The following is a 13,880-nucleotide window of genomic DNA, read 5'->3' on the forward strand; positions in this document are numbered from 1 at the left end:
CCGAACCGGGACCGCCGCCGTTGTCCTGGAGGAAGCGACGCCCGCGGCCCGGCTCACCGGCTCCGCACCGCCGCCTCATCGGGTGCTCGAAGCGAGCACCTCTACCGTCGGATCCGCCGCGTCCGCCTTGACCAGGAGAACAGACATGACCGCGAAGACCACGACTCCCGCCCGCTACGCCCTGACCCTCCTCGCCGGCGCCGGCACCCTCGCCGCGCTCGCCGCCTGCTCCAGCACCACCACGACCGGGAGCGACGCCGCCGACGCGGCGACCACCACCGCTCCGAGCACCGCCACCAGCTCCGCCCCCGAGGCCACCGGCGCCGCGTCCTCCGCCGCGAGCGGCAGCAGCTACGCCGACGGCACCTACGAGGCCGAGGGCGCCTACACCTCGCCCGGAGGGAACGAGAAGGTGGGCGTCTCGCTGACCCTCGCCGACGGCGTCGTCACCGACGTGACCGTGACCCCGGAGTCGGAGAACCCCACCGGCCAGCAGTACCAGTCGCGCTTCGCGGGCGGCATCGCGGGCGAGGTCGTCGGCAAGCAGCTCGACGAGCTGAAGGTCTCCAAGGTGTCGGGGTCCTCCCTCACCTCCGGCGGCTTCAACGACGCCGTCGAGACCATCAAGGCCGATGCCACGGCCTGACGCCCCGACGGTCCTCGGCCACGCGTGGCGGTTCGACGCGATCGGCACCGGCTGGCAGATCGACACCGCCGAGCCGCTCGAGCCCTCCCACCGCTCGCGGGTCGAGGCGCGCATCGCGGAGTACGACCGCACCTGGTCGCGGTTCCGTGACGACTCCGCCGTCTCGCAGCTGCGGGTCGGAGGCGAGCACGTCTTTCCCGACGAGGCGGCCGACCTCTTCGCACTGTACGACGTGCTCGACGAGCTGACCGGCGGGGCGGTCACCCCCTTCGTCGGCGGCTCTCTCGAGCAGCTCGGCTACGACTCCGCGTACACCCTCGTCCCGCGCGGACCCGCCGTCCCCGCTCCCTCCTGGGCCGCCGCCCGACGCGGGGCGGCGGGACTGCGGGTCGAGCCCGGGACCGTCGTCGACGTCGGCGCCGCGGGCAAGGGCCAGCTCGTCGACCTCGTCCTCGAGGAGCTCGACAGCGCCGGGCCCGCCGTCGTCGACGCGAGCGGCGACCTCCGGGGCGTCGGCGCCGGACCCGTCCGGGTCGGCCTCGAGCACCCGTGGGACCCGAGCAGCGCACTGGGAGTGGCGGTGCCCGGCGACCGCGCGCTCTGCGGCTCGGCGAGCAACCGCCGCGCCTGGGGCAGCGGCCTCCACCACGTCCTCGACGGGCGGACCGGAGCTCCGGTCGAGAGCATCGTCGCCACCTGGGCGGTGGCCGACACGGCCCTCGTCGCCGACGGGCTCGCGACCGCGCTGTTCGTCTGCCCGCCCGAGGCCCTCGCCGAGCGCTTCGACTTCGAGTTCGTCCGCGTCCGCAGCGACGGCACCCTCCACTACTCGCCTTCCTTCCCCGGAGAGGTCTTCCGATGATCGGCACCTTCGACCGCGCCCTCGGCCGCGTCACCACCTACCGGCTGGTCTGGATGACGCTCGCCGCGCTCCTGCTCGTCGCCGTCGGCTACGCCGCAGCCGGCCTGATCTTCTCGACGCCGCTCGAGATCCTCGGCACGACGCTTGTCGCCGTCGCCTCGACGGCCCTGGTCAGCGCGGTCCTCGCGCGGCTGTTCCGCAGCCGCGCGCACCTGGAGTCCTCGCTCGTCACCGGTCTGCTGATCGCCTGCCTGCTCTTCCCGACGGCCGATCCTCGCGGGCTCGCCGTGATCGCGCTCGTCGGCGCGATCGCCGCCGCGTCCAAGTACGTCCTGGCCTGGCGGGGCCGCCACCTCTTCAACCCGGCCGCGGTCGCCGTGCTGATCATCGGCTTCACCGGGCTCAACGCCGGAGCCTGGTGGATCGCCAGTGGCGCGATCTGGCCGTTCGTCGTCGTGGGTTCCCTCCTGATCGTCGCGCGGGTCCGCCGCTGGGCCGTCTTCGCCGTCTTCGTCGTCGTCGCCGGCGGGGTGTCCGTGCAGCAGGCGGTGCAGAACGGCCAGGACCTCGGCGCCGCGGCGGCACTGGTCCTCACGGCCTACCCCTTCGTCTTCGCCGGCGCCTTCATGCTGACGGAGCCGCTCACGCTCGCGCCGCGCCGCTCGCAGCAGCTGATCATCGCGGTCGTCGCAGCGCTCGTGGCGAGCGTTCCCTTCCACATCGGCGTCGTCTCCGCCACTCCGGAGCTGGGCCTCGTGGTCGGCAACGCCCTCGCGTTCGCCTTCGCGTTCCGCCAGCGTCGGCGGCACACGCTCGAGCTCGCCTCGACCCGCGTGCTGGCGCCGGGCATCGCGGAGTACCGCTTCCGCTCCCGCTCGCCGCTGACCTTCGAGCCGGGCCAGTGGCTCGAGCTCGACCTGCCGCACCGCGCCGACAGCCGGGGCAGCCGGCGCACCTTCTCGGTCTCCTCCGCTCCGTCCGACGGCGAGATCGCGATCGCCCTGCGGATGCCGGAGAAGGCGAGCAGCTTCAAGCGCGCCCTCGCCGCTCTGGAGCCCGGCGACTCGCTCCGGGCGACGAGCGTCGGCGGTGACTTCGTCCTGCCTGCCGATCCCGCCGTGCCACTGCTGCTGGTGGCGGGCGGCATCGGGATCACCCCGTTCGCCAGTCAGCTCCGCTCGCTCGCGGACGGTCCGCGGCGCGACGTCGTCGTCGTGGTCGCCGCGCCGAGCCTCGCCGAGGTCGCGTACCGCGACCTGCTGCAGGAGTCGGGGGCCCGGGTCGTGCTCTGCTCGAAGGAGGCGCCGACCGACCTGCCCGCACGGTGGTCGCACGTCACAGGCCGACTGACCGCCGAGCTGCTCGCGGACGCGGTGCCGGACGCCGGCCGCCGCGTGGGCTACGTCTCCGGGTCGCCGTCGTTCGTCGACTCGGTCCGCGGCGCCCTGCGCGGTGCCGGGGCGAAGCGGATCCGCACCGACGCGTTCGCCGGCTACTGAGTTCGTCGGGTCGCGACGCCGTCTGCTGACGCCCGGCGGCGACCGACGCCGCCGGGCAACCGATGCCCGGCGGGAGCGGCGCTCCCAGGCGGGCTCAGGTGCTGCCAGGGTCCCGTTCAGCGGCCCCTCTACAATGACGCGGTGCCGTCCTCCCCTCCTCGAGCGTCCTCCCGCCCCCTCGCCCGGCTGCGCGAGAACCGCGACTCCGTCGCCGTGCTCTGGGGCGCCTTCGCGCTGGTGCACGTGGTGCTCTCCCTCCTGGCGCTGTTCGCTCCGGGTCTGCCGATGGGCGACGTCAGCATCGTCTACAAGGAGTGGATGAGGACCGCCGTCGAGGGCGGCGGCATCGCCGGGATCGACACGGGCTGGGTCTACCCGATCCTCGCCTGGGGCCCGATCGCCGCCTCCTGGCTCTTCGGCTCGGCGGGCTACGACCTGATGTGGCTCGTCCTCGTCGCGCTCGCCGACGCCGCCGCCTTCGCCCTGCTGCTGCGCGGCCGGTCGGCACCGCGCCTCGCCGCGGCGCGCTGGTGGCTGCTGTTCCTCGTCCTCCTCGGGCCGATCGCGATCGGCCGCATCGACGCCTTCACTGCGCCGCCGGCCATCGCCGGGATGCTCTGGGCGGCGACCCGTCCGGGCGTCGCGGCGCTGCTGCTGACCGTGGCCACCTGGATCAAGGTGTGGCCGGCCGCGATCCTCGCCGCTGCCGTCCTGGTCCTGCGCGGACGGCTGCGGATGGTCCTCGTCCCCGCGGTCGCCTCCGTGATCATCGTGCTCGCGGTCGTCCTCGTCGGCGGCGGGGACCAGGTCTTCAGCTTCGTCACCGATCAGACCGATCGGGGCCTCCAGATCGAGGCCGTCGTGAGCACTCCCTGGATGTGGCTGTCGGTCCTCCCGGGATCGGGGAGCTACGTCTACTACGCCGCCGACATCAACACCTTCGAGATGCACGGGCCCGGCACCGAGTTCGCGGCGAGCCTGATGACCCCGCTGCTCGCTCTGGCCATGCTCGGCGTGGCCCTGCTGGGTGCCCGTGCTCTCGCCCGCAGGGCGGACCCCGCGAGGCTGTTCCCGCTGCTCGCGCTGACCTTCGTGGTCGTGTTCATCGACACCAACAAGGTGCTCTCGCCGCAGTACATCGTCTGGCTCGCGCCGCCGGTGATCGCCGGGCTGATCGCGTGCCGCGACGGCGCGTTCGACCGGCCCGCGAAGCTGACCCTCGTCACTGCGGCTCTGACCCAGGTGGTCTACCCGTACCTCTACCTCTTCCTCCTCTGGTCGCACTGGTGGATGGTGCTCGTGCTGACCGTGCGGAACATCCTCCTCGTGGTGCTGCTCGGCTGGCTGCTGCGCGAGCTGTGGAGGATGGGGACGGCGCGGGTCGTCGCACCCGGCGCCACGACTTCCGCGTCGTCGCTGACCGGCGAGACCCGCCTGGCGCCCCAGGGCTCGTAGGCTCGGAGGGCGCGGGGCCGGCACGCGGTGCGCGCAGTCAAGGAGGCTCCCATGCTCGTCGCATTCTCGGTCGCACCGTCCGGGGGCGAGGCGCCCGACGCGTCCGTCCACGACGCCGTCGCCGCCGCCGTCCGCATCGTCCGCGAGAGCGGCCTGCCGTCGCGGACGACCTCGATGTTCACCGAGATCGAGGGGGAGTGGGACGAGGTCTTCGACGTCGTCAAGCGCGCGACGGAGGCCGTCGGAGCGTTCGGGACGCGCGTGTCGCTCGTCCTGAAGGCGGACATCCGCCCCGGCTACTCGGGCGAGATCGACGGCAAGATCGCCCGGCTGAACGACGCGCTGGGGGAGTAGCGGGTCCGCGCCGAGACCTCTCGTGTCCGGGCTTTCTCGAATCGATTCGACATCCGCCCGATCCTGAGTAGCCTTGACCGGTGACGCTCTCGCCCGCTCGGACCCGCCTCGCCCTGCTCGCCCTCGCGATGGGGGGCTTCGGCATCGGCTCGACCGAGTTCGTCGCGATGGGGCTCCTCCCGCAGCTCGCCGCCGACCTCCTCCCCGGGGTCTGGGCCGCGAGCCAGGAGCAGGCCGTCTCGCAGGCGGGGATGCTGATCTCGGCCTACGCGCTCGGTGTCGTGGTCGGCGCCCCCACCATCGCCGCCGCAGCGGCGCGCTGGCCGCGCAAGAGGCTCCTCCTGACCCTCCTCGTCGCCTTCACCGTCGGGACGATCGGCTCGGCGCTGCTCCCGAGCTTCCCGCTCGTCCTCGCCGCGCGCTTCGTCGCCGCGCTCCCGCACGGCGCCTACTTCGGCATCGCCTCCCTGGTCGCCGCCGACCTGATGGGTCCCGGCAAGCGCGGCAAGGGAGTCGCGTTCGTCCTCTCCGGGCTCACGATCGCGAACGTCGTCGGCGTGCCCGCGATCACCTGGGTCGGGCAGGTGGCCGGCTGGCGCAGCGCCTACCTCGTGGTCGCGGTGCTCTTCGCGCTGACCGTCGTGGCCGTCCAGCTGCTGGTGCCCGCGCAGCCCGGGAATCCGGCGGCGACCGTCCGCAACGAGCTGCGGGCGTTCGGGCGCCTGCAGGTCTGGATGACCCTCCTCGTCGGCGCCATCGGCTTCGGCGGACTCTTCGCGATGTACAGCTACATCTCGCCGCTCGCGACCGAGGTGACGGGCCTGCCGCTCGGCGCGGTCCCGTGGATCCTGGTCGTCATCGGCCTCGGGATGACCGTCGGCAACCTCGTCGGCGGGTGGGCCGCCGACCGCGACGTGCGGCGGGCGCTGGTGGTGTTCTTCGCCGGCGTCGGCGTCTCGCTGATCGGACTCGCGCTGTCGGCCTCGTCGGTCGTCGGGCTGGTGGTGTTCGCGTTCCTCTCGGCGGGCTTCTCGGCGGCCGCGTCGCCCGCGATCCAGACCCGGCTGATGGACGTGGCGCGCGACAGCCAGACGATCGCGGCCGCGCTCAACCACTCCGCCCTCAACATCGGCAACTCGGTGGGTGCCGCGCTCGGCGGCCTGACGATCGCCGCCGGACTGGGCTACCTGTCGCCCATCTGGGTCGGCGTGGGCCTGACCGCGGCCGGAATCGTGCTCGCCTTCGGCAGTATCGCGATCGACCGCGCCCGAGGCACGGTCTACCCGGTCCACCGCGAGCCCGCCCAGCCGGGCACCGGCGGCATCCCGGTCGACGCACTGTAAGCAGAGCGCCGCCCGGGCCTCTGGAAGACTCTCGGCATGCGCGCCGTGAGCTACTCGTCCTTCTCCGCCCTCCCCGCGATCGTCGAGGTCCCGGAGCCCGTCTGCCCCGTCGACGGCGTCGTCGTCCGCGTCGCGGCGACCGGGGTGTGCCGGAGCGACTGGCACGCGTGGAAGGGGCACGACGACTCGGTCGTCCTGCCGCAGATCCCCGGGCACGAGTTCGCCGGGACGGTGATCGCGACGGGAGCCCAGGTGTCGCTCTTCGCGGTCGGTGACCGGGTCACAGCGCCGTTCGTGTTCGCCTGCGGCGACTGCGAGCAGTGCCGGGAGGGGGCGACGCAGGTGTGCCTCCGGCAGCAGCAGCCGGGATTCACCCTCGACGGGTCGTTCGCCGAGGCGGTGGCCGTGCCGGGTGCGGACCTGAACCTGGTGCGCCTGCCCGACTCCGTCGGCTTCGTCGAGGCGGCCGGTCTCGGCTGCCGCTTCGGGACCGCGTACCACGCCCTGCACGAGCGCGGCCGGGTCGCCCCGGGGGAGTGGGTCGCGGTGCTGGGCTGCGGCGGAGTCGGCCTCTCCGCGGTGATCGTCGCGCTCGCGGCCGGGGGCCGTGTGGTGGCGTCGGACGTCTCCGCCCCGGCGAGGGAGGCGGCAGCCGCGCTCGGGGCGGTGACCGTCCCCGGAAGCGAGGGTGCCGCCGAGGCGATCCGGGCGGCGACCGGAGGAGGTGCGCATCTGGCGATCGACGCCGTCGGAAGCAGCGTCACGGCGGAGGCGTCGATCGCCGCCCTGCGTCCGCGCGGCCGGCACGTGCAGGTGGGTCTGCTCCTCGGGCCCGACGCCGCACCGGCGATCCCGCTCGGCCGGGTCATCGCCCAGGAGCTGGAGCTGCTGGGCAGCCACGGCATCGCCCGGAGCGGCTACACGGCCCTCCTCGACGACGTCGTCGCCGGCCGTCTGCGCCCCGCCGACTCCGTCGGCCGCACCATCGCCTTCGAGGACCTGCCCGCCGCTCTCGCCGCGATGGACGCGCCCGCCGCGACGCCCGGCATGACGGTCGCCGTCCTGGCCCCCTGACGCGGGCCCGCAGGAGCACTCGTAGTCCCGGTCCGGTGGGTCTCGATGCCCAGCGTCCCGCGGCATCTCGACCAGCATCGACCCGTTGTCCGTGCCTGGCGGGTCTCGATACGCCGCGTCCCGCGGCGACTCGACCGGCACGACTCGGGCACGCCCGCCCGGCTCGACTGCAGGAGCAGGTGGCCGCCGCTCGACGAGGTGGAGCCCGCCGACAGCGATCCGCGTGTCAGCGGATCGATGCCGGGCGACGCACCCCGCTCTGCGGAACGCACCACGTCGTGAAGCCGACCGCGCCGCGGCGGGCGGGGACCGCCGCGCCTTCGTGGAGCCCGCCGACAGCGATCCGCGTGCCAGCGGATCGCTGCCTGGCGACGCACCTCGCTCCGCGGAACGCACCACGTCGTGAAGCCGACCGCGCCGCGGCGGGCGGGGACCGCCGCGCCCTCGTGGAGCCCGCCGACAGCGATCCGCGTGTCAGCGGATCGATGCCGGGCGACGCACCCCGCTCCGCGGAACGCACCCCGTCGTGAAGCCGACCGCGCCGCGGCGGGCGGGGACCGCCGCCCCCTCGTGGAGCCCGCCGACAGCGATCCGCGTGCCAGCGGATCGATGCCGGGCGACGCACCACGCTCCGCGGAACGCACCACGTCGTGAAGCCGACCGCGCCGTGGCGGGCAGGGACCGCCACGGAAGAGGACTCAGTCCGTCTCGATGAGGATCCCGTCGTGGATGGCGCGCTTGCGGAGCGCCACCTTCGTGCCGACGTCGATGCCGACGACGCGGTACTTCTCGCGGATCCGCTTGAGGTACGACTTCGCCGTCTCCTCCGAGATGCCCAGCTCGAACGCGACCGACTTCACCGGCTCGCCGCCGCCGTAGAGGGCCATCACGCGGCGCTCCTGCGCGCTGAGCTTCGGCGCTCCGTCGGAGTCGCCGGTGGAGAGCGCCATGTCGAGCTCGTGCGAGATGTAGGAGTGGCCGTCCTTGGCCGCGCGGATCGCCTCGACGATCATGTCCGCGTCCTCGGTCTTCACCAGGTAGCCGAGGGCTCCGGAGGCGAGCGCCTCGCGGACCACGGCGGGCTCGGAGTAGGTGCTCATCAGCACGGTCTTCACCCCGGTGGTCTTGAGGGTCGAGAGCTTCACCGAGATCGGGATGTTGTCCTTGAGGTCGAGGTCGAGGAGGACGACGTCAACGGGGAACTCGGGGTGCGTGAGCAGCTCGGGCCAGGAGGCGACCGCGGCCACCAGCTGGATGTCGGAGGCGGCTCCGCGGATCCACTCCGTGAGCGCCCCGAGGAGCATCTTGTGGTCGTCCACGACCGCGAGAGTGATCTTCGCGTCAGCGGTGGGTGTCATCGGTGTCCTTCGGTCGGCGGTCTCTCGGCGGCTGCTCACCGGTCGGCGGGATTCTCGACCAGGCAGTCGATCTCGATCCGGAGCTCCCCGTCGCGCGAGGTGTCGCGGAAGACGCCGACCTGAGCGATAGCCTCCCACGTCGCAGGATCGACGCCGCGCAAGGGCGCGCCTGAGGAGCGGAGCGTGATCGGCACGAGCAGTCCTCGGGCGGCCGTCCCGGCTCCGGGATCGCGGGGGCTGCCCGACTCGACGTGGAGGACCACGGCGAGCCCGGTCGCGCTGTCGGCCATCAGCCAGATCGCCGAGAGGAGCCCGTCGCGCTGCTGGTGCCCGAGGAGTCCGGCGGTGCCGTCCGGGTCGTCGAGCTCGACGAGCGGCGCGAGCAGCTCGGACTCGAGCACGGCATGGTGCAGCCAGGTCTCGCGCCGCCCCTCGATGAGGTGGAGGCGGAGCTGGGTGGCGAGCGAGGTCGCGTGGGCGGCGCGCTGGGCGTCGAGGGGCAGGCGGACCGAGCCGTCGCCCACCTCGGCGAGGAGGCGCTCGGCGGCGAGGTCGAGCCGTGCGAGCTCTTCCGAGGCGAGCATCCCGACCGCGTAGCGCGGGCCGAGCGTGGTGCTCTGCACGAGGGCGCGGTCGATCTCGAGCTGGACCATCCGGCGGAATCCGCGCATCATCACGACCACGACGACGGCCGGCGCGATCGTCACCACGAGGGCGCTGATGCGCACCGAGAGCGCGCCCGCGCCGCCCGACTCCATCGAGAGGAACGCGATCACCTCGGCGATCGCGACGAGGGCGCTCACCGCGAGGATCTCGATCCCGCGCCGGTGGACGATCAGCGCGGCGTGCGCGACGGCGCCCGCGACCGCGGCGGTGGGGACGGTGCGGGCCGCGCCGGAGTCGGTCACGGCCACCAGGTCGAGCACGACGGCGGCTCCGAGGGCGACGAGGAAGCAGAGGTAGACCGGGAGCGGCAGGCGGCGTCCGCCGAGGTGGATCGCGAGGACGGTGGATCCGAAGGCCAGGACGACGAGGACCCAGGCGATCGCCGCGGGTGCGAGGTCGCTGTAGCGGGCGGAGGTCGAGAGGAAGATCAGCAGCTCGTAGGCGAGGATCGCGGCGGCGATGCCGTTGAGGCCGCTGCCGAGGTAGTTGGTGCCGAGCCCCTCCTGCTGGCGGCGGACCGAGCGGGCGGACCGGGAGGAGCGGCCGTGCGTCGCGGGCACGCGTCCCAGCAGCGGGGCCCGCGACTCCGGCGCGGGGCTCACTTGGGGACCTCCAGCACCACGGTCGTCCCCGATCCGGGGGCGCTGAACAGTCTGGTGCGGCCGCCGACGTCGCCGAGCCGGGCGATCACCGACTCCTTGAAGCCGAGCTTCGTGTCGGGGACGGTCGCGATGTCGAAGCCCGCGCCCGCGTCCGTGACCATCGCGCGGACGGTCGTCTCGTCCTCGGTGATCGTCACGTCGGCCGAGGCGACGCCGGAGTGGCGGCGCACGTTCTCGAGGCACTCCGCCAGGGCGAGCACGAAGGAGTCGAGGGCCGCGCCGGTGAGCGCCACCTGGCCGGAGCCGTGCCAGATCACGTCGAGCCCCATCCGGCCGAAGCGGTTGCGGACGGTCTCGAGGGTGTTGGCCGCGGGGGCGGAGGTGACGCTGGTCAGCTGGTAGGAGCCGGACGCGCTCGGGGTGGGGGTCCCGCCGAGCCGGAGCTGGCGCAGGAGCTGCGCGTCTTGCGCCGCCTGTTGCCGGAGCGCGTCGACCGACACTCCGCGTCCCGAGTGCGCGAGGAGCGTGAGGGTGGCCAGCACCGTGTCGTGCAAGAGCCGCGCACCCTGCCGGCGCCGCGCCTCCGTCTCGCTGGCCAGGCGCTCCACGCGGTGGGCGTTGCCGATGCTGTCGATCCGCCGCACCACCCGCGGGACCGCTGTGCCGATCCAGAGGGCGAAGCCGCAGAGCGTGCCCCAGGGCAGCAGGCTCTGGACGACCACGGTGGGGATCATGGTGCCGCTCGAGACGAGCACCGACGGGATCAGGCTCGGGAGGAGCACCGGCAGCAGCAGGAGCAGGCGGCGCGCGGACGTCGTCACGACCACGGCGATGCTCGCGGTCACGGCGTTCGCGGTGTTGACCAGGACGAACCCGGCGAAGTCGGCACCCGGAGCGAGCCCCAGGGCGAGGCCCCAGCCCAGCAGCAGGCCGCCGACGGCGACCGCGATCACGCGGCTGCGGCGCCCCGTCCGGGCGAGCTCGACGTGGGCGGCCATCATGCCCAGGAGCAGCGCGACGGCGAACGGCACGGCGGCGGGCTGGAGCGTTCCGGGGATGAGGGCCATGCCGAGCGCCCCCGCCTCCGTGAGCAGGCCGATCCCGCAGGCGGAGTGGCGCAGCAGCCGGTCGCGCTCGCGGGCGCTGCGGATCATCGGCACGCTCTGGCCCCCTCCGGTCGTGGCGCGGGGCTGGCCCCCGTCTCACGATAGCCACTGCCCGGGCCGGTCGGAGTGGTTCGGGGCGTCGAACCGCGCCGGGGTCGGGCGGGTCAGGCCGTCGCGGGATGCGCCAGCAGCCGGGCGAGGTGCGCGCCGACCGCGTCGTCCTCGATGAGGAACCCGTCGTGGCCGAACGTCGAGGTGATCACCGCGACCTCTCCGCCGTCGAGAGCGCCGGGAGCGTGCGCCGCGATGATCCGCTGGCCCTCGACCGGGAAGAGCCGGTCGCTGTCGATGCCGAGGACGAGGGTCGGGCTGGTGATCCGGGAGAGGGCGGCCGCCTCGCCGCCCCGGCCGCGGCCGACGTCGTGCGAGTTCATCGCCTCGACGAGCGTGATGTAGCTGTTCGCGTCGAAGCGGCGCGTGAACTTGTTGCCGTGGAAGTCGAGGTACGACTCCACGGCGAAGCGGCCGCCGCCGCCGAGCGGGCTGAGCCCCGACTGCCAGCTGCGCTCGAAGCGGTCGTTGAGCTCGGAGGGGCTGCGGTAGTTGAGCAGTGCCATCCGGCGGGCGAGCGCGAGGCCGTGGTACGGGCCCTGGCCGTCGCCCGCGTCGTAGTAGGAGCCGCCCGCGAAGGCCGCGTCGTTGCGGATCGCCTCGAGCTGCACGAAGTTGAGGGCGATCTGGTCGGCCGTGGCCCGCGGGGGAGCTGCGAGGACCGCGAGGCGCGCGACCCGCTCCGCGTGGTCGATCCCCCACTCCAGCGCCTGCATCCCGCCCATCGAGCCGCCGATGACGGTGTGCCAGCGCTCGACGCCGAGCAGGTCGCTGAACTGCACCTGCGCCCGCACCTGGTCGCGGATGCTCGTGTACGGGAACCGTGCGCCCCACTCGTGGCCGTCCGGGGCGAGGGACGCGGGCCCGGTGGAGCCCTGGCAGCCGCCGAGCATGTTCGGGGCGACCACGAAGAAGCGGTCGGTGTCGATCACGAGGCCGGGGCCGACGAGTCCCGACCACCAGCCGTCCGTCGCGTGGCCGGGATCGCCGCGGCCGAGCAGGTGGGAGTCGCCGGTCAGCGCGTGCAGGACGAGGACGGCGTTGTCGCGGCGCTCGTTCAGAGCGCCCCAGCTCTCGTAGGCGATGCGGGCGTGGGGGAGGCGGCCGCCCGCCTCGAAGTCGAACGGGCCGAGGTCGACGAAGCGGCGTCCGCCAGGGTGGTCGCCGTCGCGCCAGGCTCCGGTGGCGGGCGGCTTGCCGATGACCGAGAGGAGCTGGCGCTCGGTGACGAACGCCGACGGGACCGTGTCCTCGAGTGTCTGCTGCCAGTCCATAGCGCTGTCCATCGTGTCAGAGCGCCGCGGGGCGGAGCCGTTTGTTACGCCCTGCTCCCGCGCTCCTCCGCCCGCGCGCGGAGCGCCCCGACGCGATCCCCGCGGACGGGGACCCCGTCAGGGCGCCGAGGGGCCTCAGGCGTTCGCGCGGGAGGCCTCGACGACGGCGCGCGCGGCGCGGAGGGCCTGGTCGAGGTCGGCGCGGAGGTCGTCGACGTTCTCGAGTCCCACCGACAGGCGCACCAGGCCCGGAGTGACGCCGGCGGTCAGCTGCTGCTCGGGCGAGAGCTGCGAGTGCGTGGTCGACGCGGGGTGGATGACGAGCGAGCGGACGTCGCCGATGTTGGCCAGGTGCGAGAACAGCTCCAGCGAGTCGACGAAGGCCCGGCCGGCGTCCACTCCGCCCTTGAGCTCGAACGAGAGCACCGCGCCCACGCCCTTCGGCGCGTAGCGGTTGGCCGCGGCGTACCAGGGCGAGGTGGGCAGGCCCGAGTAGTTCACCGAGGCGATGTCGGAGTGGTTCTCGAGGTACTCCGCGATCTCCTGCGCGTTCTGCACGTGGCGCTCGATCCGGAGCGAGAGGGTCTCGATGCCCTGGATGAGCTGCCAGGCGCTCGCCGGGGCGATCGAGGCGCCGAGGTCGCGCAGCAGCTGCACGCGGGCCTTGATGATGTAGGCGAGGGAGTCGCCGACCGCGGCTGTGTAGACGGCGCCGTGGTACGACTCGTCCGGCGTGGTGAGGCCGGGGAAGCGCTCGGCGTTCGCGGTCCACGAGAAGCGGCCGCCGTCGACGATCGCTCCGCCGATGACCGTGCCGTGGCCGCCGAGGAACTTCGTCGCCGAGTGCACGATGATGTCCGCGCCGTGCTCGAAGGGGCGGATCAGGTAGGGCGTCGCGATGGTGTTGTCGACGATCAGGGGCACGCCGGCGTCGTGCGCGACATCGGCCACGGTGCGGATGTCGAGGATGTTGATCTTGGGGTTGCCGACGGTCTCGGCGAAGAACAGCTTCGTGTTCGGACGGACGGCGCGGCGCCACTCCTCGCGGTCGTCCTGGTTCTCGACGAAGGTCGTCTCGATGCCGAGCTTGGCGAGGGTGTACTTGAAGAGGTTGTAGGTGCCGCCGTAGATCGAGGACGACGAGACGATGTGGTCGCCGGCCTGGGCGATGTTCAGCACGGCCGCGGTCTCGGCGGCCTGGCCCGAGGCGAGCAGCAGGGCGCCGGAGCCGCCCTCGAGGGCGGTGAGCCGCTCCTCCACGACCGCCTGGGTCGGGTTCTGGATGCGGGTGTAGATGTTCCCGAACTCGGCCAGCGCGAACAGGTTCTGGGCGTGCTCCGCGTTGTCGAAGACGTAGGAGGTGGTCTGGTAGATCGGCGTCGCGCGGGCCTTGGTCACCGGGTCCGGCGCGGCGCCCGAGTGGATCTGCTTGGTCTCGAACTGCCACTTCTCGGAGTCGGTCATGGTGCTTCCCATCGGATCGTCGGGGTCGGGGACGGGGCCGTTCTCCGTCGCGACGAGCGTACGCGG

The 13,880-nt window shown here is 73.3% G+C and carries 12 protein-coding genes; 7 read left to right on the forward strand and 5 right to left on the reverse strand.

What is annotated here, in order from left to right:
- The first annotated feature begins 145 nt into the window (after positions 1-145).
- From C5C10_RS08575 to C5C10_RS08605, 7 genes are all read left to right on the forward strand, one after another.
- The gene (locus C5C10_RS08575; protein WP_104224453.1) at positions 146-646 is read left to right on the forward strand and encodes an FMN-binding protein; all 501 of its coding nucleotides are present in this window, start codon (positions 146-148) and stop codon (positions 644-646) included.
- Positions 633-1,508, forward strand: a complete 876-nt coding sequence (locus tag C5C10_RS08580; RefSeq protein ID WP_104329026.1) for an FAD:protein FMN transferase — start codon at positions 633-635, stop codon at positions 1,506-1,508. The genes C5C10_RS08575 and C5C10_RS08580 overlap by 14 nt, the downstream gene beginning before the upstream one ends.
- Positions 1,505-3,007 carry an oxidoreductase gene (locus tag C5C10_RS08585; RefSeq protein ID WP_104232782.1) on the forward strand — a complete coding sequence of 501 codons (1,503 nt, stop codon included), beginning with the start codon at positions 1,505-1,507 and terminating at the stop codon, positions 3,005-3,007. Before C5C10_RS08580 ends, C5C10_RS08585 begins: the two co-directional genes overlap by 4 nt.
- A gap of 141 nt (positions 3,008-3,148) precedes the next feature.
- Positions 3,149-4,462 (forward strand): glycosyltransferase 87 family protein, encoded by a 1,314-nt coding sequence (locus tag C5C10_RS08590; RefSeq protein ID WP_104329027.1) that lies wholly within the window; start codon positions 3,149-3,151, stop codon positions 4,460-4,462.
- 51 nt (positions 4,463-4,513) lie between these two features.
- Positions 4,514-4,816, forward strand: coding sequence for a thiamine-binding protein (locus C5C10_RS08595; RefSeq protein ID WP_104224449.1), 303 nt, complete (start codon positions 4,514-4,516; stop codon positions 4,814-4,816).
- Positions 4,817-4,944: 128 nt separating this feature from the next.
- Entirely contained in the window at positions 4,945-6,159 is a 1,215-nt protein-coding gene (locus C5C10_RS08600; RefSeq protein WP_104246745.1) for an MFS transporter, read from the forward strand.
- 36 nt (positions 6,160-6,195) lie between these two features.
- Positions 6,196-7,233, forward strand: coding sequence for an alcohol dehydrogenase catalytic domain-containing protein (locus tag C5C10_RS08605; RefSeq protein WP_104329028.1), 1,038 nt, complete (start codon positions 6,196-6,198; stop codon positions 7,231-7,233).
- A gap of 698 nt (positions 7,234-7,931) precedes the next feature.
- Here C5C10_RS08605 and C5C10_RS08610 read toward each other — a convergent pair.
- The 5 genes from C5C10_RS08610 to C5C10_RS08630 all read right to left on the reverse strand — a co-directional run bounded on the left by C5C10_RS08610 (position 7,932) and on the right by C5C10_RS08630 (position 13,814).
- On the reverse strand, positions 7,932-8,591 hold the full coding sequence (locus C5C10_RS08610) for a response regulator (protein WP_104224447.1): 660 nt from the start codon (positions 8,589-8,591) through the stop codon (positions 7,932-7,934).
- Positions 8,592-8,626: 35 nt separating this feature from the next.
- Positions 8,627-9,859, reverse strand: coding sequence for a hypothetical protein (locus C5C10_RS08615; RefSeq protein ID WP_104225506.1), 1,233 nt, complete (start codon positions 9,857-9,859; stop codon positions 8,627-8,629).
- Positions 9,856-11,013, reverse strand: a complete 1,158-nt coding sequence (locus C5C10_RS08620) for a sensor histidine kinase (RefSeq protein WP_104329042.1) — start codon at positions 11,011-11,013, stop codon at positions 9,856-9,858. Before C5C10_RS08620 ends, C5C10_RS08615 begins: the two co-directional genes overlap by 4 nt.
- Before the next feature lie 116 nt (positions 11,014-11,129).
- On the reverse strand, positions 11,130-12,350 hold the full coding sequence (locus C5C10_RS08625; RefSeq protein ID WP_104224444.1) for a homoserine O-acetyltransferase: 1,221 nt from the start codon (positions 12,348-12,350) through the stop codon (positions 11,130-11,132).
- 135 nt (positions 12,351-12,485) lie between these two features.
- Positions 12,486-13,814, reverse strand: a complete 1,329-nt coding sequence (locus C5C10_RS08630) for a bifunctional o-acetylhomoserine/o-acetylserine sulfhydrylase (protein WP_104225507.1) — start codon at positions 13,812-13,814, stop codon at positions 12,486-12,488.
- Positions 13,815-13,880: the final 66 nt, after the last annotated feature.

Source organism: Rathayibacter sp. AY1A3, from assembly GCF_002930975.1.
Lineage (GTDB): Bacteria > Actinomycetota > Actinomycetes > Actinomycetales > Microbacteriaceae > Rathayibacter.